Origin of the sequence: Rheinheimera baltica (assembly GCF_030731985.1) — a bacterium.
In the GTDB taxonomy this organism is placed as follows: Bacteria; Pseudomonadota; Gammaproteobacteria; order Enterobacterales; family Alteromonadaceae; genus Alishewanella; species Alishewanella baltica.
The window spans coordinates 179800-198389 of record NZ_JAPJDY010000010.1; the positions used below are offsets into that span (position 1 = coordinate 179800).

Annotated in this window: 16 protein-coding genes; 11 read left to right on the forward strand and 5 right to left on the reverse strand. The window is 45.9% G+C overall.

All coding sequences use genetic code 11. The annotated features are described in order from the left end of the window. Positions 1-17 precede the first annotated feature (17 nt). The gene (locus ORJ00_RS16805; RefSeq protein ID WP_027672613.1) at positions 18-860 is read left to right on the forward strand and encodes an HDOD domain-containing protein; all 843 of its coding nucleotides are present in this window, start codon (positions 18-20) and stop codon (positions 858-860) included. Positions 861-872: 12 nt separating this feature from the next. Here the strand turns inward: ORJ00_RS16805 and ORJ00_RS16810 are convergent, their stop codons facing one another. Together ORJ00_RS16810 and ORJ00_RS16815 are read right to left on the reverse strand one after the other, a co-directional pair. Further along, entirely contained in the window at positions 873-1772 is a 900-nt protein-coding gene (locus ORJ00_RS16810; RefSeq protein ID WP_027671941.1) for a recombination-associated protein RdgC, read from the reverse strand. Positions 1773-1821: 49 nt separating this feature from the next. After that, on the reverse strand, positions 1822-3564 hold the full coding sequence (locus tag ORJ00_RS16815) for a sensor histidine kinase (RefSeq protein WP_027671942.1): 1743 nt from the start codon (positions 3562-3564) through the stop codon (positions 1822-1824). A gap of 189 nt (positions 3565-3753) precedes the next feature. Between ORJ00_RS16815 and ORJ00_RS16820 the strand changes: the two genes are divergently transcribed. The 7 genes from ORJ00_RS16820 (at position 3754) to ung (ending at position 11337) form a co-directional block, all read left to right on the forward strand. Continuing rightward, complete coding sequence (locus tag ORJ00_RS16820) at positions 3754-4119, forward strand: response regulator (protein WP_027671943.1); 366 nt, start codon at positions 3754-3756, stop codon at positions 4117-4119. Next, positions 4116-4730 carry a hypothetical protein gene (locus ORJ00_RS16825; RefSeq protein ID WP_027671944.1) on the forward strand — a complete coding sequence of 205 codons (615 nt, stop codon included), beginning with the start codon at positions 4116-4118 and terminating at the stop codon, positions 4728-4730. Before ORJ00_RS16820 ends, ORJ00_RS16825 begins: the two co-directional genes overlap by 4 nt. Continuing rightward, a complete protein-coding gene (locus tag ORJ00_RS16830) occupies positions 4730-5692 on the forward strand; it encodes a sensor domain-containing diguanylate cyclase (protein WP_306140406.1) in 963 nt (320 codons plus the stop codon). Before ORJ00_RS16825 ends, ORJ00_RS16830 begins: the two co-directional genes overlap by 1 nt. A 262-nt stretch (positions 5693-5954) precedes the next feature. Continuing rightward, positions 5955-8414, forward strand: a complete 2460-nt coding sequence (gene thrA / locus ORJ00_RS16835; protein WP_027671946.1) for a bifunctional aspartate kinase/homoserine dehydrogenase I — start codon at positions 5955-5957, stop codon at positions 8412-8414. A gap of 5 nt (positions 8415-8419) precedes the next feature. After that, positions 8420-9388 (forward strand): homoserine kinase, encoded by a 969-nt coding sequence (thrB, locus tag ORJ00_RS16840; protein ID WP_305975839.1) that lies wholly within the window; start codon positions 8420-8422, stop codon positions 9386-9388. A 9-nt stretch (positions 9389-9397) separates the two neighbouring features. Further along, positions 9398-10681: a threonine synthase gene (gene thrC, locus ORJ00_RS16845; RefSeq protein WP_305975841.1), complete on the forward strand. Its 1284-nt coding sequence runs from the start codon at positions 9398-9400 to the stop codon at positions 10679-10681. Continuing rightward, complete coding sequence (gene ung, locus ORJ00_RS16850; protein ID WP_306140396.1) at positions 10681-11337, forward strand: uracil-DNA glycosylase; 657 nt, start codon at positions 10681-10683, stop codon at positions 11335-11337. Before thrC ends, ung begins: the two co-directional genes overlap by 1 nt. 43 nt (positions 11338-11380) lie before the next feature. Here the strand turns inward: ung and ORJ00_RS16855 are convergent, their stop codons facing one another. From ORJ00_RS16855 to tal, 3 genes are all read right to left on the reverse strand, one after another. After that, on the reverse strand, positions 11381-11554 hold the full coding sequence (locus ORJ00_RS16855) for a DUF3545 family protein (RefSeq protein ID WP_084153613.1): 174 nt from the start codon (positions 11552-11554) through the stop codon (positions 11381-11383). 114 nt (positions 11555-11668) lie between these two features. Beyond that, complete coding sequence (pgi, locus tag ORJ00_RS16860) at positions 11669-13288, reverse strand: glucose-6-phosphate isomerase (protein ID WP_306140397.1); 1620 nt, start codon at positions 13286-13288, stop codon at positions 11669-11671. Between the two features lie 25 nt (positions 13289-13313). Continuing rightward, positions 13314-14264 (reverse strand): transaldolase, encoded by a 951-nt coding sequence (gene tal, locus ORJ00_RS16865; protein ID WP_027671951.1) that lies wholly within the window; start codon positions 14262-14264, stop codon positions 13314-13316. A 205-nt stretch (positions 14265-14469) separates the two neighbouring features. Here tal and ORJ00_RS16870 point away from each other — a divergent pair, with 205 nt between their 5' ends. From ORJ00_RS16870 to ORJ00_RS16880, 3 genes are all read left to right on the forward strand, one after another. After that, positions 14470-16074 (forward strand): response regulator, encoded by a 1605-nt coding sequence (locus ORJ00_RS16870; RefSeq protein WP_306140398.1) that lies wholly within the window; start codon positions 14470-14472, stop codon positions 16072-16074. Positions 16075-16099: 25 nt separating this feature from the next. Continuing rightward, on the forward strand, positions 16100-16876 hold the full coding sequence (yaaA, locus tag ORJ00_RS16875; protein ID WP_306136701.1) for a peroxide stress protein YaaA: 777 nt from the start codon (positions 16100-16102) through the stop codon (positions 16874-16876). Between the two features lie 115 nt (positions 16877-16991). Then, on the forward strand, positions 16992-18290 hold the full coding sequence (locus ORJ00_RS16880) for an inosine/guanosine kinase (protein ID WP_027671954.1): 1299 nt from the start codon (positions 16992-16994) through the stop codon (positions 18288-18290). The last annotated feature ends 300 nt before the right edge of the window (positions 18291-18590 follow it).

Here is an 18590-nt window from a genome sequence, read left to right on the forward strand (position 1 = left end):
TTAGCTAAGGAGATACTATGACAGCGCAACAACAATTGCTTCAGATTTTAAAGCATAAAATTCAACATGACGAATTGGTATTACCAACACTGCCAGATGTAGCGCTAAAAGTAAGACAACGCTCAGCAGAGCCTGATATCAGCCTCAACGAGATGGCGGATGTTATTGCGCAAGACCCCGCACTGGCTGCCAGAATGATCAAAGTCGCAAACAGCGCCTTTATGGGACGTTCAATTAAGGTTACAACACTAAACCAGGCAGTAACACGAATAGGCTTAAGCCAAATTAGAAATATTGCCATTGCAATGGCATTGGAACAAGTATTTGTATCTAAGCACAAACAAGTACAAAAACAATTAGACATGTTGTGGCAGAACAGCATTGAGGTAGCCAGCATCTCTGCAGCGTGCCTGGCATACTATAACAGCCAGGTTGGTCGCTCAGGACTAAATAAAGACGTTCTTACGCTAATGGCATTAGTCCATAACATCGGTGCACTGCCACTTATTACTGAAGCCGAACGCCAGCAAGACTTACTAGGAGATTCGCGGTTTTTGTTGTTTTTAACAACAAATTTAGCTACTCAGGTAAGTGTAAGAATTCTCAATGTGTGGGGGTTTGCTGATGAATTTCAACAGGTAGCGTTGAACTGGCAAACATTAGAACCTTGTAATCCGGGCCCAGATTATACTGACTTTATTCGTCTGGCAAATATTGCCCGGGATGGTTACAGTGATAAAGAACAAGAACAGCGCTTGTTAAAATACTACATGAACATGCATATGGCGCCGCAGGAAAACTTTATGCTACACCCTGATATACAAACGGTATATCAGGACGTACGAACAGTATTTAGTTAGTTAGGCTGGGGATTAGTCAGTAGCAGAAAGTTGCTGGCTAATACTTAGTAGCGCACTATTGAGTGCTGATGCCATCAGTAACAAATCGGCGTCTAACCTTACCGTTAAGTCATCCCACCCCAGTTCATCATTTTGTGCTGTAATCAAATCATGAAACTTAATCCGCTTGATAGCACCATCGTCGGTAATGGCCACTGATAGCCCTTCGTGTTGCTCCAGACTAATGCTAGTGACCAGCTTATCTTCCAGATGACTTTGTACTTCAGTGGTGGTGAGTAAATGATTACTGAACTTTACCTTGGCGCCTTCTTCGTCTGGCGCTTTTAGCTCAGCATCTGAACCCTGAACAAAACCTTGTGGAAGAGCTTTATTTTGTAACCACAACTGTAAATGAGCATTCAACTTGTGATTATCTAGCCAGGGCAATGCGGGTAGCGAACCTAATGCTTTGCGAAGCAACGCTAACACATCTTCAGCCTTACCTGCGCTGCCACTATTAATGACGAGCCATTGATTTTCAGCATCGTAATAGCCCTGAGTCAAGGTAGAACGGCTAAACGCACGGGGTAATAGACTTTGTTGCAGTTCTTCTTTTAGGCTTTGTTTTTCTTTACGGCTTAATGGACGCCCTTTCTCTTGTTCTAAAGCTTCTAGTTTTGGCTGCATTTCTTCGTTAATAACCGCCGCAGGCAAGATCTTTTCCTGACGTTTTACGGCAAAAAACAGCATGTGTTGGCAAGCATGGCAATACTGCTTAATACTGGCATGTAGTGGGAAGCTGAAACCTGATTTCACGGCGTCCTGTGCACTTAACGGTGTAAAGCGGAATTCAGTTAACGCTTGTTCCCACACAGCCATATCAGTGCTTAACGGTGCACTGAGCTTATAAACCCGAACGTTTTTAAACCACATAATCTACTCAATACAAAAAAACCGGTCCGCAGTATAACGTGTTACCGCGTTATATTTTCAGATTTTTCGGAAAACAAATGTGGTAGTGCAAGCCTTTACCCACTTCGCTGCTAACCTGAACACTACCACCTAGTGTCTGGCGAATTAAATTATAAGTAATGTGCGTGCCAAGCCCGCTGCCGCCTTGATCTCGTTTTGTGGTGAAAAACGGGTGAAACAGTTTCTCTAATTGCTCGGCAGGTAAGCCTTTGCCGTTATCACTGTATTTAATGTCTACATTCTCGCCTTCATCTAATACGGTGATACGCACTAACCCGTCTTGCATGTCTTCGAAACCATGGATCAGCGAGTTCATCAATAAATTGGTGAAAATCTGAGAAATTGCCCCTGCGGGGCAGCTCAGCATAATATTGTCCGGACAATTTACTTCAATGTTATGGCGGGTTTTTTTAAAGTTTGGCTGCAAAGATCGGATAACTTCATTCAGATAGTCAGCGAGGTTAATCGTTCGTACAGCTTCACTGGTTTGATCGACAGCAATTTGTTTAAAGCTGGCAATCAGTTCAGAAGCCCTGACCAAGTTCGACTGCAATAACTCAGTGCCTTGCGAAGCTTCTTCAATAAAGTGCTCCAGTGTTTTTGGTGTTAGTGTTTTATCTTTATAGGCTACATCAAGAGCTTGTAGTTTTTCTGCTAAAAAGCTGGTTGCGGTAACACCAATACCTACAGGTGTATTCACTTCATGTGTAATACCGGCAACGAGACCACCCAATGCCGCCATTTTTTCCGACTGTACAAGTCTATCTTGTGCCTGTTTAAGATCGTCAACAATTTTTTCTAACTCGGTTTGCTTGCCGCGCAAAGCATCTTCCGTATGACGACGGCGCTCTATTTCTTCGCGCAAGCTTTGCTGTTTTACTTCCAGTTCCTGCTTCTGCTGTTGTAAATCCATCATAGCCTGACTTAAACCCGAAGTTTTGCGTGCGACTTCCTGTTCTAACATCAAATTTTGCTGGTCAAGCTTTTCATTGGATAACATTAATTGCTTTTGCGTAGACTCTAGTTGGTTCTTATAATCTTCTACCCGACCAATTAAACGGTTAAAAGCGTCCGCCATCACGCTGAGTTCTGAGGTCTCTTCATGCTGTATCTCAACTTTTGCACCCTCAAGCTGGTCTAATTCCAAGTCTTCTATTTGTTGTGTCAGTTCAGTAAGCGGTAGCGTTAGTTGTTTTCGAAATGCCATTAAAAACAAAATGATAAGAAAAGTAGTTTTTAGCATCGCATTACCGACCAGAAAGTAAATGCCGACTTTAATACGATCAATAACCACAGCCCGGCTAGAAAACAACGTCACATCACCAACTTGGGTTGCACGGCCGGAAAATTCGAAAATAAGGGGAAAGGTATAGCCAAATATACCTGATTGTTGTTCAGTTAAGCGAATGCCTTCACGCACCAGCTGAGTGCTAAAGCGTTCTTGAATATTAATATAACGACCCAATTGAGTGATGACTGCACCACTGTCATCTCGAACTATGATGCCTTCGATTGCTGGGATTGCTAACAAGCCATCAGCAATAATCATTGCTTGTTGCGTGTTAAGTTCCCAAATGGCGCGGGTCAGACTTCCAGAAAAGGTTTGTTGTAAGGTTTCCAATTCACCATTGATATGATCTTTAGTGTTAAAGTACTCTGCGACAATCTGGCCCACCGTTACCACGAACGTCAGTATAAAATACACCGACAATACTTTGGTTAACAGCTTACGGGACAAGCTTTTATGCTGCATGGAGGTACCTTGTGTGGCGAGTAGATTGTTTTAATACTATCACTACCATAACGAATAACCGGCAGTTTGCAAATAGTCCATAGAGATCTGAGCTATTTATAGCTCAGATATTGCTTTATAGTGATGCAATGTATATATTTTTTAACCAGAATATGCCAATACCCACAATGATAATACAGGCTGCAGTTCATGGCTTTAACCGCGTTAATATGTGACGACTCTTTACTGGCACGTAATCAACTTAAAAAATCTTTGCCAGCCGACTTCGATGCAAGCATCACTACTGCTTCCAATGGCCTGGAAGCGTTGGCTGTTTTACGTTCGCAGGAAATTGGTATCGTGTTTCTTGATTTAACGATGCCAGAGCTTGACGGCGTTGGTGTTCTTGAAGCGATTAAAGCTGAAGCAATGGATTGTTTGGTGATTGTTGTTTCTGCCGATATTCAGCCCGAGATGCAAAAGCGGGTTATGGAGCTGGGAGCTCTAGCTTTTATTCAGAAACCAGCAAGTGCTGCTAAGCTTGCGGATGTTATGCATAAGTATGGTTTGATATGACTGAATTACGTTTCACGGAAGAGCAACGCGACTGCTTGCAAGAATTGATAAACGTAGCGATGGGGCTGGCGAGTGATAAACTGGCGCGTTACCTGAATACATTTGTCCATTTACAAGTGCCCGCGATACGGCTGGTCGACACTGAGCAACTACCAGAACACTTTGCCAGTCGCTATGAGCAGCAAAGCGTTACGATGATAAGCTTAGGTTTTTTTGGCGATCAAGGCTTGCGTGGTGAAACGATCATGTTGTATCAACTGGCAAACGTTGATGTTATTGCAAAATTGTTGGGCTACAGTAATGACGATAGCTCTGAAGCCGAAATGCTGACCGATATCAGCTCAGTGCTAACGACGACCTTTTTAAACGGCTTGGCGGAACAACTCGAAAACAGTTTTTCGTATGCTGCGCCACGTATTTTGTCGAGCAGAGATCAACATTTTGCCGATAAACTGGCATCTACGGCTGAGCAGTGGCAATTGGCATTGCAGGTTGATATTCGTTACCAGCTAACCGACTATAGTTTCAATTGCGATATGATTTTACTCATACCGGGCGAGGCGATGATGCGGCTTCGTCTTATATTGGATCAGTTCCTGGCCAGTTTTTGATGCAACTTGATTGGTTAGTTCAACCTCTACTTACACAGCTTAATACCGGAGTTCTGGTGTTAGATGCTGCGCATAACATAGTCTATTTCAATCAATTTATTGCAAGACGTGCAGATATCCAGCTCTCTGATGTCAGCGGGCGCTTGGTTTATGACATTTTTGCTGATGCCCCAAAAGCTTGGCTGCAGCGTAAGATTGACGGCGTACTGGCATTACAGTCACCAGCATTCAGTAGTTGGGAACAACGACAATATATTATTAAATTACCGCATTTGCGCCCGGTTAGCAGTGGTAGCCAACATATGGCTCAGAACTGCAGCATGTTGCCGTTTAAAGCTCCGAATAGTGCTGAGCAGTTTGTGTGTTTGCTGATTGAAGATGCGACTGATGCCTATGTCTACCAGCAGCAACTGCAACACAGCATGGCGCAGCTTGAACTTGCAAACCGAACTGATGGCTTAACCGGGGTGTTTAATCGAAGACACTGGCAACATGAGCTGGGGCAGGAAATACAGCGTGCCAAGCGTTACCAGCATCCTTTGTCATTACTGCTATTTGATCTTGATAAATTTAAACGGTTAAATGACCAATATGGCCATCAAGGCGGTGATGCAGTATTAATTGAGTTATCAGGCATTATAGCGGCGTTGTTACGCGATACTGATGTTCTCGGGCGTTATGGCGGAGAGGAGTTTGGTGTCATTTTGCCTGAAACCGATATGGCTGGTGCCTTACTGGTAGCTAATCGTATCTGTGCTGCTGCTGCTGGGCATCAAATGCTATTTAATGGCCATTATATCAACGCGACAGTAAGCATCGGTGTGTCAAGCTTCAGCGGACAAACGATTGATGAACTTATTCAACAATCTGATATTGCGTTGTATAACGCAAAACGGCAAGGGCGAAATCAGGCAGTAGCTTGGCAGCAACAACCTGAAACCTACCTTAAAAAGGTAAAATAACCTACGCGGTTAATTAGTCATTGACAGACGTCTATAAGTCTGTGCATAGTGAACACAATGAAAATAAAAACGACTGTACTCACCACCATTATTATTACCACCACCCGTTCGGGGTAGGGGGTCGGCGGTGTGTTGTCTAAAAAAGACCCGTGACCTCAACTGTCACGGGTCTTTTTTTTAGCTCTGCTTTCAGAGCTGTTACTGAATAAACAAGTGTCGCGATAACTGACAATAACAGTAATTAATGCGCAAGGAGTTTTACATGAGGGTGCTCAAATTTGGCGGGTCGTCGTTAGCGTCGGTACAGCGTTTTGCTGAGGTTGCACAAATAGTGCGGCAACTGACATCGATAGATCGTATTTGCCTGGTGCTATCTGCACCACAAGGCGTCACCAATACGCTGGTTGAGCTGACTGACATCGCTTACCTGGGCTCGGACTTTAGCCCGTTATTGCAACAGTTACACCAACGTTACCAACAGTTGACAGAGGATGCGGCACAATGCTTTCCTGCTGCCCAGCTGGATCAGGCGCGCTTGGTCATTGCTCATCAATTGACGCAATTGCAAGCACAGTTGACGGGCGTACAACTGCTGCGTCACTGTCCGGATCATATTAAGGCACAGATCCTTGGTTTAGGAGAGCAGTTTAGTGTCGCGTTGATGACGGCTTTGTTAAACGCTAACCAGGTACAGACTGTCGCGCTAGATGCCGTAACCTTGGTTAAAAGCAGTGGCGACTACTTAAATGCGACTGCAGATGTAGCCGCATCAGAGCAAACTCTATCCCAGGCTATTACCGGTCAAAGTGCTCAGGTATATGTTATTGCGGGTTTTGTCTCAAGTAATGCCCAGGGCGAAACCTGTTTGCTGGGACGAAATGGTTCTGATTATTCTGGCGCTATTGTTGCCGCTAGTATCCGCGCTTCGGCGTGTGAGATATGGACTGACGTGGATGGGGTTTACAGTGCTGATCCGCGCCAGGTTAAAAATGCCAAGCTAATCGATAAGTTGTCATACGATGAAGCCATGGAGTTGTCGTATTTTGGTGCCAAAGTACTGCATCCCAAAACTATTGGGCCTTTAGCCCGCTACAATATCCCCTGCTTTATCAAAAATACGCTTAACCCTGCAGCGCCAGGTACCTGTATTGATAACAATGGTGAAGGTGATGCATTAGTTAAAGGTATTTCGAGTCTGGAACATCTTAGTTTGATCACTGTCTCAGGTCCTGGCTTAAAAGGTGTGGTTGGCATGGCGAGCAGAGTGTTTGCTTCTATGGCTCGCTCGCAAATATCAGTAAGCTTAATCACGCAGTCGTCGTCAGAATTTAGTATTAGTTTTTGTGTACCGCAGTTGCATTTAACCGCCGCTAAAAAAGCACTACAACAAGAATTTGAACTGGAATTGCAAACTGGCTTACTGCGGCCTTTTAGCATATTGTCAGATATGGCGATTGTAAGCCTGGTAGGCGATGGCATGCGTCAGCATCGGGGCGTTGCAGCAAAGTTTTTTGCTTCATTAGCCCAAGCGCGGGTGAATGTGGTTGCTATTGCTCAAGATAGCAGTGAGCGGTCTATTTCCGCAGTTATTGAGCAAACCGCTTGCAAGAATGCAGTTAAGGTGTGCCATGAGAATTTCTTTAGCCACATTCCCAGTATTGATGTGTTTTTGGTTGGTTGCGGCGTGGTAGGTAGTGAGCTTTTAGCCCAAATCCAGCGCCAACAAGCGTTTTTACACAGCCGTCAGGTTAAAGTGACCGTATATGGTATTGCCAATAGTAAGGTCGTACTGCTCAATAATGATGGTATTGACTTACAACATTGGCAACAACAACTTAGCAGTAGCTCACAAGCGTTCTCGCTGGCAACGTTAAATCAATTTGCGCAGCAACAGCATCTTACTAATCCTGTGTTAGTGGATTGTACCAGCTCAGAGCAGGTAGCGTCGCAGTATGCTGATTTCCTGGCGGCAGGTTTCCACGTTGTTACGCCAAACAAAAAAGCCAATACCGCGTCATTTGCCTACTACCAAAAGTTACGTCTGTTAGCGCAGCAGCACCGCCGCCGTTTCTTGTACGAAACGACAGTGGGTGCTGGGTTGCCGGTCATTGATACCTTGCAAGGCTTATTAAATGCTGGCGATGAACTGCTGGCGTTTGAAGGGATTTTATCTGGCTCTTTGTCTTATATATTTGGTGAACTGGAAGCGGGCGTATCGTTATCCGATGTTACACAAAAAGCCAAAGCACTGGGTTTTACCGAGCCAGATCCTCGTGACGATTTATCTGGGATGGATGTTGCCCGCAAGTTGCTGATTTTGGCACGTGAAGCCGGCATGACGCTGGAACTTAGCGATGTAGAAGTGGAATCGGTGTTACCAGCCGGGTTTGCTGCTGACGTTAGTATCAGCGATTTTATGGCTAAATTACCGCAATTAGATGCCGCCTTTTCACAACGTATAAGTGCAACTAAAGCAGAAGGAAAGGTGCTGCGTTATATTGGCGAAATTGTCGATGGTAAGTGTAAAGTGGCGATTAAAGCGCTCGCCGCAGATCATCCACTGGCCAAAGTGAAAGACGGTGAAAATGCCCTGGCCATCCACACGCGCTATTATCAGCCAATCCCATTTGTATTGCGCGGTTATGGTGCAGGTGCTGCAGTAACATCGGCTGGGGTATTCAGTGACATTATGCGCACGCTTAGCTGGCAGCAACAGGTGTAATAACAATGCAAATATCTTTAGAAGTAAGTTCCGAACGGTTTTTAAAGCGTTATTACGCGCCGGCATCAACCGGTAATTTTTCGGTAGGCTTTGACCTGCTTGGCGCTGCGTTTGAACCGGTTGATGGTGCGTTGTTTGGTGACGTATTGGATATTTGCGCCGAGCAAGCTGACATGACGTTAGACATTGTCGGCCGTTATGTTCATCAGCTACCAGCCGATCATACAGATAATCTGGTGCTAAGTTGTTTCTATGCATTTGAACAAAAGGTTGGCCGCACATTGCCGCGCTTGTCGTTGCGTCTGCATAAAAATCTGCCTGTAGGCAGTGGTCTGGGCTCCAGTGCCTGTTCCATTGTAGTGGCCTGTTACGCTTTTAATGACTATTTTGGTAACCCTTTAACGCAATCTGAGTTGTTGCAACTTATGGCGGAAGCGGAAGGCGGTGTTAGCGGCAGCATACATTTTGATAATGTCGCGCCATCTTACTTTGGTGGTTTGCAGTTGATGTTGCCGCAAAGTGCACAAATCTGCCGCGGCTTACCCTGGTTTGACCATTGGCGTGTGGTGCTTAGTTATCCCGGGACTGTGCTGTCAACGAAAGCCGCACGTGCGGTGTTGCCGCAGCAATTAGCGCTGAGCCACAGTATTGCTTTTGCCGGAATGCTGGCTCGGTTTGTCAGCGCACTCTACGAAAAAGATGAAGCTGACGCCGTAGCGGCTTTGCAAGATCTTGTTGCTGAACCGGCCCGCGCACCTTTAATACCCGAATTACCGCAGTTGCGTGCTGCACTGACAGAGCTGGGCATTTTACATTTGGGAATTTCCGGTGCAGGTCCCACCTTGTTTGCCCTGTGTCGCGATGAGCAACAAGCGCAACTTGCGGCTGAATATTTATCACGGCATTATGAGAAAAATCAGGACGCGACGACACAAATTTGTCGTTTGTCATTAGCCGGCGCCAGGGCGCTGTAGGAATAAGACATGCAGTTAACCAATATCAAAGTACCTGCTGAGCAGGTAAGTTTTTTACAAGCAGTTCGTCAGGGGTTAGGTCAGCAGCAAGGACTGTTTTTCCCCACCAGCTGGCCTAAGCTAGACATCGACAGTCTGTTGTCAATGTCCTTAGTTGAACGCAGCAGTGTCATATTGCAAGCGCTAATTGGTGATGAGTTAAGCGCTAGTGATATTAGTAACATGGTTGCGAACGCCTTTACGTTTCCGGCACCGCTGGTTGAAGTTACCGCCGATGTAGGCTGCCTGGAGCTATTTCACGGTCCAACGTTAGCGTTTAAAGACTTTGGCGGTCGCTTTATGGCGCAGGCTCTAGCCAAAGCACAGGCGGGTAAAAAAACGACCATTGTCACTGCAACCTCTGGTGATACGGGCGCAGCTGTTGCCCATGCTTTTTACCAGCAAGCAGGCGTACAAGTGGTTATTTTGTTTCCTAAAGGCAAAATCAGCCCTTTGCAGGAAAAGCTATTTACCACCTTGGGTGAGAATATCAAAACATTGGCAGTGGCAGGCGATTTTGATCAGTGTCAGGCGTTGGTTAAGCAAGTATTTGATCACAAAGCTTTGGTAGACAAGCTGAGTATAAACTCCGCTAATTCAATCAATATTAGTCGGTTACTTGCACAGGTTTGTTACTATTTTGAAGCTATGGCGCAAGTGCCTGCTGCGCAACGTGATCAGGTTGTCTTCGCGGTACCTAGTGGTAACTTTGGTAATTTAACCGCAGGTTTAATTGCTAAAGCATTAGGCTTGCCGATAAAACGTATGGTCGCCGCAACAAATGCTAATGACACCGTGCCGCGCTATTGGCGCAGTGGCGAATGGCAACCCAAAACGACCGTTGCGACACTGTCTAATGCTATGGATGTAGCTGCACCGAATAATTGGCCTAGAGTGGAAGCCTTGTTGGCACAAGGCGTTATTTCGCGTGACGATATTGAAGCGGTGATGGTCGATGAAGATGATACCGTTATAGGTGTACGTCAGCTGTCGCAACAAGGTTATCTGAGTGAGCCTCATGCTGCTGTTGCGTATAAAGCCCTAAAACGTAGTCTATTGCCAGGGGAGTACGGTATTTTTCTTGGTACTGCGCATCCGGCTAAGTTTAAAGAGCAGGTAGAAAATATTCTTGGTACACCGATAGCGTTGCCAGATGTATTAGCACGCTGTGCGGCAGAGCAGGGACTGAGTATTGATATACCGGCCGACTTTAATGTGTTGCAACAGGAGCTGCTTAAACTGGAGCAAGTGTAATGACATGGCAACAGTTACTCGGTGAAGAAAAACAACAGCCTTACTTTACTGACACCCTGGCTAATATTGAGCAGTCCAGACTAGCCGGACAAGTAATTTATCCACCACAGAGTGATGTGTTTAACGCGTTTAAACTTACCGAGCTGGACAAGTTGAAAGTGGTGATTTTGGGACAAGACCCTTACCATGGGCCTAATCAGGCGCATGGTCTGGCGTTTTCTGTACGCCATGGTGTGCGGGTGCCTCCTTCACTGCAAAATATGTACAAAGAGTTGTTGTTAGAATATCCGGACTTTCAGATCCCCGCGCATGGTTGTCTGGATGACTGGGCTAAACAAGGTGTGTTGCTATTAAATACGGTGCTAACAGTAGAGGCAACTAAGCCAAACTCTCACCGGCATTTAGGTTGGGAGAAGTTTACCGATAAGGTTGTCGCGCAAATAAACGATCAATGCCAGGGCATTGTATTTTTGCTTTGGGGCGCACACGCGCAGAAAAAAGGCCGGTTTATCGACAGGCAACGGCATGTTGTGCTGGAAGCGCCGCATCCGTCACCTTTATCTGCGCATCGAGGCTTTCTGGGTTGTGGCCATTTTAAACTGGCCAATGAGCTACTGGTTAAGCAGGGGAAGCCCCCGATTAACTGGCAACTCTAGTTCGGCCAAAAAGCAAAACGCCCGCAGCTAACTGCGGGCGTTTTTACAATTCGATATCGGCCAACTCTGGTTCTATGGTCCAGTCGATGTCGTTTAGCTCCTTCTTCAGTCGCTGCCGCTCTTTCAACTGTTCTATTTCGCGCCATTTACGCTTTACCGCACGAGGTTTGGCGGCAGGGCGTTCCAACATATTCAGTAAGTCTTCGAAGCTTTCCATCGTGTGGCCTCTCTGATAGTTGTTGTTGTTATTTTCAACAAATTATTTATCACACTTTGTGTGAAAATAAAACAACTAAGTGACAATACGATTACAGCAACGCCAATATCCTGATCATTTTTGTGCGAGAAAAGCCGCTATTAATTGTTGGGTTGAGCTATCCAACGTATCTGTTGGTGCTCCCGCCAGGGCTTGATAAATTGGGCCTGACAGCTGCTTACCCAGTTCAACGCCCCATTGGTCAAAGGAGTTGAGATCCCATAATACGCCCTGACAAAACACCTTATGCTCATACATCGCAATTAATGCACCAAGATAGTAAGGCGATAACTCTGGCAACAGTAGGGTATTGCTGGGCTTATTGCCTGGCGAGACTTTATGTGGTGCCAGCGCAGCGGCTTCTTCAGCAGACATGCCTGCTGCCAGACATTCAGCAGTGGCCTCTTCCCGTGTTTTGCCTTGCATTAATGCCTGAGTTTGCGCAAAACAATGTGCTGCCAAACGTTGATGATGATCAGTAAGCACATGAGCCGGTTTAAGTGGCAATATAAAATCGGCTGGGACGGCTAAGCGGCTTTGATGCAATAATTGATGATAAGCATGCTGGCCATTAGTGCCAGCATCACCCCATATTACCGGTGCAGTCGCTGCGGTAAGTGCATGGCCATTTACATTAACGCTTTTGCCGTTTGACTCCATATCAAGCTGCTGCACATAGGATGGTAATAACCGCAGATAGTGACTGTAGGGTAATAGTGCTTGTGCCTGACAATCATGGCCATTGATATACCAAATGCCAAGCAGCGCTAAAATAACCGGTATGTTTTGGCTAAACGATGTTTCGATAAAATGTTGGTCCATGGCTTCAGCGCCACAGAGCAATTGGCTAAAATGCTCTGAACCAATCATCAGCGCAACCGGAAAACCAATAGCAGACCACAATGAATATCGTCCGCCAACCCAGTCCCACATAGGGAGAATGTTTTGCTCGACAATCCCAAATTCTGCGGCGGCAGCCACATTTGATGACGTCGCCCAAAAATGTTGGGCGATGGCAGCACTATCAGCACCACTGTCTTTAAACCATTGCCGTATTGCTAGCGCATTTTGCTTGGTTTCTTCGGTGCCAAAAGACTTTGATGCAACAAAAACCAGTGTAGTGGCAGGGTCTAGCTTTTTGACGATATCTGAGACGACAGCGCCGTCTATATTACCGGCAAAGTGCAGTTTAACCGGGCTGCAGTGATAAGGCGTTAGCGCTTCTAACGCCATTTGTGGCCCCAACAATGAACCGCCGATACCAACCCAAATTACATCGGTAATAGGGGTGCCGGTATAGCCAAGATATTCTTGCTGGTGCAGCTGTTTTACCAGCGCTGTCATTCTGCTGCGGCAATTGGAAATTGCAGCCCCGATGTCTTCACCATCTAGCTTAAGGCCGTCAACATCGGCTTTGCGCAGCATCATATGCCAGACGCTACGCTGTTCTGTGTTATTAATTTTGTCGCCTGCCAGCATTGCGTTCAGTACTGGCTTAATCTGGCTTTGTTCTGCCAACTGTTGCAGTGCTTGCCAATTGTCTGTGTTTATGAGGTTTTTAGAGTAGTCCAGCGTAATACCCATGGCACTAGCCTTGAAACGCTCTGCCCGTGAGGGATCATCAGCAAATGCCTGACGTAACGAGCCTTGTTGCGATGCCAGTGCTTTAAGCGCTGGCCATGGTAAAACAGACATACTCTACTCCCTTATAAAATAAAGATTAAAGTGCTTGCTGGATAACGTGTTCCAGTTTGCGCTGATCAATTGCAAATTTACGAATGCCTTCAGCCAATTTTTCTGTTGCCATGGCATCTTCATTTAATGCCCAGCGGAACTCTGCTTCTGTTAGTGGCACCGGTGCTGGTGTTGTTGCGCCATCATCTTTTAGATGCACGGCCAAGTTACCTTGCTGTTGGCTTAATTCAGCCAATAATGCCGGGCTAATGGTTAACCTGTCACAGCCGGCAAGCGCTAATACTTCACCGGTGTTTCGGAAGCTGGCGCCCATCACAACCGTGTTAAAGCCGTGTTGTTTGTAAAAACGATAAATGTCGCGCACCGATACTACGCCCGGATCTGTTTCTGCGGTGTAATCTTGTCCTGTACTGGCTTTATACCAATCTAAAATACGACCGACAAAAGGCGAGATAAGGTACACACCGGCCTCAGCGCATGCTCGAGCTTGTGCCATATGAAACAGTAGGGTGAGGTTACACTGGATGTTTTGCTGCTCCAGGATCCTTGCTGCCTGAATACCTTCCCAGGTGGAGGCCACTTTAATTAAAATGCGATCGGTATCTATGCCATTTTCTTTATACAAAGCAACTAGTTGTAAGGCTTTTGCCACTGTAGCATCCGTGTCAAATGATAAGCGGGCATCGACTTCTGTTGAGACGCGTCCCGGTACCAGTTTACTAATAGCAGTGCCAACATCGACCGCAAATTTGTCACAGGCCAGGCTTAACTGCTCTGCTGAATCCGTTGCGTTTCGTTTAGCGTAATCAACAGCACCGGTTAACATTGGCTTGGCAAACGCTAACTGGCTGGCATTTAGCAATAGGCTAGGGTTAGTTGTCGCATCCACCGGACGAAATTGTTCAATGGCAGTTAAATCGCCGCTATCTACCACAACAGTGGTAACGGCTTTAAGTTGGCTAAGTAAGTCGTTCATATAGTTTTATTACCGTATTTTTGATCACATTCTAGTGATTCAGCATTTAATAAGCAATTAATGTAGGAATATTACTACATTAATCGCGTGTCAAAGACGATTCAGCATAATAGCGTTGTAGGGTAAAAGTAAGTTACTATATTGCCAGATTTTACCGAACCTAGTTTCGTATTTTGTTGTTGGATTAACTTAGCACAGGAACTGAATGATCTCCCAAGCTAGCTTCTATAAAAGCAAGAGACTGTTGTTAGTCGAAGACTGCGAACCGGTGCGTGCTTCCATTAAAGGTATGTTGCAGCAAATAGGTTTCGAAGATATTACGGCGGTTGCTGATGCAACCCAGGCAATGCCATGGGTTAAAAAAGACAGTTTTGATTTTATTCTGGCTGATTTTGATCTTGGTAGTGGTAAGGACGCTTCACAGTTTTTTGCCGAACTCAGTCAACAGGGATTAATGCACGTTAACTGCTGTTTCCTGATGTTTAGCGCTGAGCCAAGACGAATGCCGGTGCTTGGAGTACTGCATGGCTCGCCAGATGGATTTATCTTAAAGCCTTTTTCCTATGTAGAATTGGAAAAACGTTTGACGAAAGCTTGGAGCAGCCGTGCCAAACTTCTCAAAGTGTATTCAGCGTTGCAGCGTAAAGATTACGAGGCGGCTAAATTAGCGCTGGATAAAATTATCAACGCAGTAAATTCATCTTCTTTGCAGGCACTTAGGTTAATGGCTGAAGTACTGCTGGCAGAAGGTAATTTTAGCGCTGCGGGTAAATTATATGAGCAAGTGACACAACAACGTGATTTCAGCTGGGCAAGGTTAGGACAGGCTGTAACGATGTTGCAGCTAGGGGAATACCAGGACGCCGAAACCTTACTCATCACATTGTCAGACTTAGATGATATTCGCCCAGAAGCTTTGGAATGGCTAGCATGCCTTTACCTGCGCCAAGGGCAGGCCGAGCAAACGGAAAAACAGCTGGCAGAGCTGCTGCGAATGCAAAACAGCCACATTTCAGCACACCTAGCCACAGCTTGCAGCTTGCAGATACATGACAAAATTGATGCGTGCAGCAAATATTGGCAAAAATTAATTCAGCAATATCGGTTTTCTGCTTTCGACAGGTCAGACTATTATTTTGCGTTTGCAAGGTTGCAATTGGAGCAAGCACTGCTCGCAAAGCCAGCCGACTTTAGCGCACTCTTGAAAAAATCAGCAGATGCTTTGGCTATGCTACCGCAAAAATTAACCACGGAGCATGCTGAACCCGTAATTGCTGTGCTGCGCGCCAGAATAAGCTTGTTGCAGGGGAATATTGCCGACGCGAGGCAACAGTTTTCTCTGCTTGAGTCTGAAGCTGCTGCAACAGAGCCCGCTGCAATACACGACCGAGCAAGGTTGGCTTTTGCACTGGGAGACATAAAGGCTGCCGACAACTACATGGCGCAGTTAAAGGAGTTTGTGCCAATAACCGCTAATTTGACTGGTGAATGTCAGCGTTTAACCGCGCAGTACCTATATCGGCAAGAACAGCAACGACGAGCACAGATCCGTCAGTGGAGTCAGGCTGGAATAGACCATGATGCTGAGCAGTCCTTGTCTATGCTGCGACAGGCCTTTGTTTTTATGCCTTGTAACGCAACCCTCGTGCTGAATTTGCTGCAAACATTGAGTCAGTTGCCCGTAAGCAAGCCTTTGCTATCCTTAGCCAAATTTGCCATGACTGCATTGGAGTTTAGTCATAAAACGGCTTCACATCAGGAACGTCTGGCTCAATTGTTAACGCAATTACCAGACGCCTATCTCGAATAATTACTTCGCTAACGTTGGATTTTTTATGTTACTGCTTGTATCGCCTGCCAAAGATCTCGATTTTGAACCATTGACTAAAACGCTGCCGTTAACCCAACCGCAAATGCTAGAGCCAATTCAACAATTGGCCGAAGTGTGCAAATTGTTAACACCAGCTGATTTATCATCACTGATGCATATTAGCGACAAGCTAGCAGGGTTAAACGCGGCTCGGTTTGCCCAGTGGCAATTACCCTTTACTGAACAGAACGCAAAAGCCGCGTTATTTGCTTTTAACGGGGATGTCTATCAGGGGTTGGATGCAGCTAGTTTAACCGATGATGATATTCACTTTTCCCAACAGCATCTGCGTATTTTAAGTGGTTTGTATGGCGTGCTTAGGCCGCTGGATTTAATGCAGCCATATCGACTGGAGATGGGCACTAAGCTGGCTAATCCGGCTGGCAAAGATTTGTATGCTTTTTGGCAGGGTCGTATCACCGCATGTTTAAATGAACAGCTTAGCAATATTGCCTCTGATGTGGTCGTTAATTTAGCCTCGCAAGAGTATTTTAAAGCAGTCAAAACAAAACAGCTTAATGCGCGCCTTATAACGCCAGTATTTAAAGATTATAAAAACGGTCAGTATAAAATCATTAGCTTTTTTGCTAAAAAAGCGCGGGGATTGATGGCGCGTTATATTATTCAACAGCGTTTAAGTAAGCCTGAGCAGTTAAAAGCCTTTGATTTAGCAGGTTATGCTTATAGTGCTGAGCAGTCGACCGCCAATGAGCTGGTGTTTTTACGCCAGAATACAGAATAGTTCCTGGCTAGGTGCCTGCAGAACCGACTCTGCTGATTGATTCAACATTACGTCCGTCCGAATTTTTGTTACAATGCCGCTCTTTGCCGGTAGCGGCTTAAACCTGGTATGACAGATGAAATTTCCCGGCCTGCGTAAAATTAAACATTATTTCCCGGTATCCCAGCCTAAACCTCAATTGCCAAGTTTTGAAGTAAGGCCCGAGCTGGATACTTATATCGTTGGTTTGGATCAAACTATTGTCGATGTTGTGGCCAGCGTAAGTGATGATTTTCTGCAAAAGTATAGTATCCGCAAAGGGCTATCCAACCTGGTTGAGCATGGCAAAGCCAATTTAATCTATCAGGAACTGGTGGCGCAGCTGGCCATTTCTGATCACTTTGCCGGTGGTACTATCGGCAATACTATTCATAATTATTCTGTGTTGGCGGATGATAAATCGGTGCTGTTAGGTGTGATGTCAGCCAATATCGCCTTAGGTTCCCCAGCGTATCACTACGTTTGCCACACTAGCTCCAAAGTTGACATGAACCATCTGCAAGGCGTTGCGGGTGATATTGGCCGTGGTATTACCATGATTACGCCAGATGGTGAGCGTACTTTTGTTATTGACCCCAGCGATATGGACGAACTAAGCCCGGAATATATTCCAACCGACATCATTGCTGGTGCCGCCGCCTTTGTTGTTAGTGCATACCCACTTCGTGCAGTGGATAAGCCTATTCAGCAGGCGATGTTAAAAGCACTTCAAGATGCCAAAGCACACAATGTGCCGGTGGTGATGAGTTTAGGTACCCGCCACTTGGTAGAAGAAAATCGAGAGCAAATTCTTAAAACCATTAATGACTACGTTAATGTGTTAGCGATGAATGAACTTGAAGCAGAAGCGTTAACCGGCTTTACGGATCCGCTTAAAGCGGCTGAAGCGATTTTAAACCATACCGACATGGTGCTTATCACCGCAGGCCCGGAAGGGTTATATCTGTGTGGCCACACGGATGAAAATGTAAAACGCGAAAGCAGCAATCCAATAAAGTCGGCCAGCCTGGCAGATTTTAATCAATATGAATTTAGTCGCCCTATGCTGCGAAACTGCTGCGATGAGCCATTAAAAGTGTATTCGCATATCGACCCTTATCTGGGTGGGCCAGAGCGCATTATGAACACCAACGGCGCCGGTGATGGCGCGCTGTCAGCAATATTGCATGATATGGCGGCAAACCATTTTCATAAGCAAGTACAGCCGTTATCAGGTAAACACGAACAGCCGTATTTAGCCTATTCCTCGTTCGCGCAAATTTGTAAGTATGCCAACCGGGTAAGTTATGAAATTCTGGTGCAAAACGCACCGCGTTTATCCAAGGGCTTACCCGAGCGGGAAGACAGCCTGGAAGAGGCTTACTGGGAGAGATAATCACTCAGGCATGATGAAGTGGTGGCGCTGCGCAACGCGCTAAGCTGGTGTCTCGATAGCGCAGCCACAGAGTGTCTGAGTAAGCCATGGATGGCTTACGACAAATTCTTAGGGAAAGAATTTGAACAGCGTTAGCTGGCCCGAAGGGTGATGGGCAGGATTGCCCATCATAGTTGCTGTGGCGAGCATAGCGGGATTTCCAGCTTAGACGTTCAGTAGTAAGAGGATCCGCATTACTCACACCGACACGCCGTAAATACTTCCCTGTAGGCTCGATTATAAACTTCATCCATGAAGTTT

Bases quoted from the DNA above. Each gene is read 5' to 3' on its own strand.
- ORJ00_RS16880 (WP_027671954.1), top strand. From the start codon at position 16,992: ATGAAATTTCCCGGCCTGCGTAAAATTAAACATTATTTCCCGGTATCC.
- ORJ00_RS16830 (WP_306140406.1), top strand. From the start codon at position 4,730: ATGCAACTTGATTGGTTAGTTCAACCTCTACTTACACAGCTTAATACC.
- tal (WP_027671951.1), bottom strand. From the start codon at position 14,264: ATGAACGACTTACTTAGCCAACTTAAAGCCGTTACCACTGTTGTGGTA.
- thrA (WP_027671946.1), top strand. From the start codon at position 5,955: ATGAGGGTGCTCAAATTTGGCGGGTCGTCGTTAGCGTCGGTACAGCGT.
- ORJ00_RS16805 (WP_027672613.1), top strand. From the start codon at position 18: ATGACAGCGCAACAACAATTGCTTCAGATTTTAAAGCATAAAATTCAA.
- ORJ00_RS16825 (WP_027671944.1), top strand. From the start codon at position 4,116: ATGACTGAATTACGTTTCACGGAAGAGCAACGCGACTGCTTGCAAGAA.
- thrB (WP_305975839.1), top strand. From the start codon at position 8,420: ATGCAAATATCTTTAGAAGTAAGTTCCGAACGGTTTTTAAAGCGTTAT.
- ORJ00_RS16815 (WP_027671942.1), bottom strand. From the start codon at position 3,564: ATGCAGCATAAAAGCTTGTCCCGTAAGCTGTTAACCAAAGTATTGTCG.
- thrC (WP_305975841.1), top strand. From the start codon at position 9,398: ATGCAGTTAACCAATATCAAAGTACCTGCTGAGCAGGTAAGTTTTTTA.
- ung (WP_306140396.1), top strand. From the start codon at position 10,681: ATGACATGGCAACAGTTACTCGGTGAAGAAAAACAACAGCCTTACTTT.
- yaaA (WP_306136701.1), top strand. From the start codon at position 16,100: ATGTTACTGCTTGTATCGCCTGCCAAAGATCTCGATTTTGAACCATTG.
- ORJ00_RS16810 (WP_027671941.1), bottom strand. From the start codon at position 1,772: ATGTGGTTTAAAAACGTTCGGGTTTATAAGCTCAGTGCACCGTTAAGC.
- ORJ00_RS16870 (WP_306140398.1), top strand. From the start codon at position 14,470: ATGATCTCCCAAGCTAGCTTCTATAAAAGCAAGAGACTGTTGTTAGTC.
- ORJ00_RS16820 (WP_027671943.1), top strand. From the start codon at position 3,754: ATGGCTTTAACCGCGTTAATATGTGACGACTCTTTACTGGCACGTAAT.
- ORJ00_RS16855 (WP_084153613.1), bottom strand. From the start codon at position 11,554: ATGGAAAGCTTCGAAGACTTACTGAATATGTTGGAACGCCCTGCCGCC.
- pgi (WP_306140397.1), bottom strand. From the start codon at position 13,288: ATGTCTGTTTTACCATGGCCAGCGCTTAAAGCACTGGCATCGCAACAA.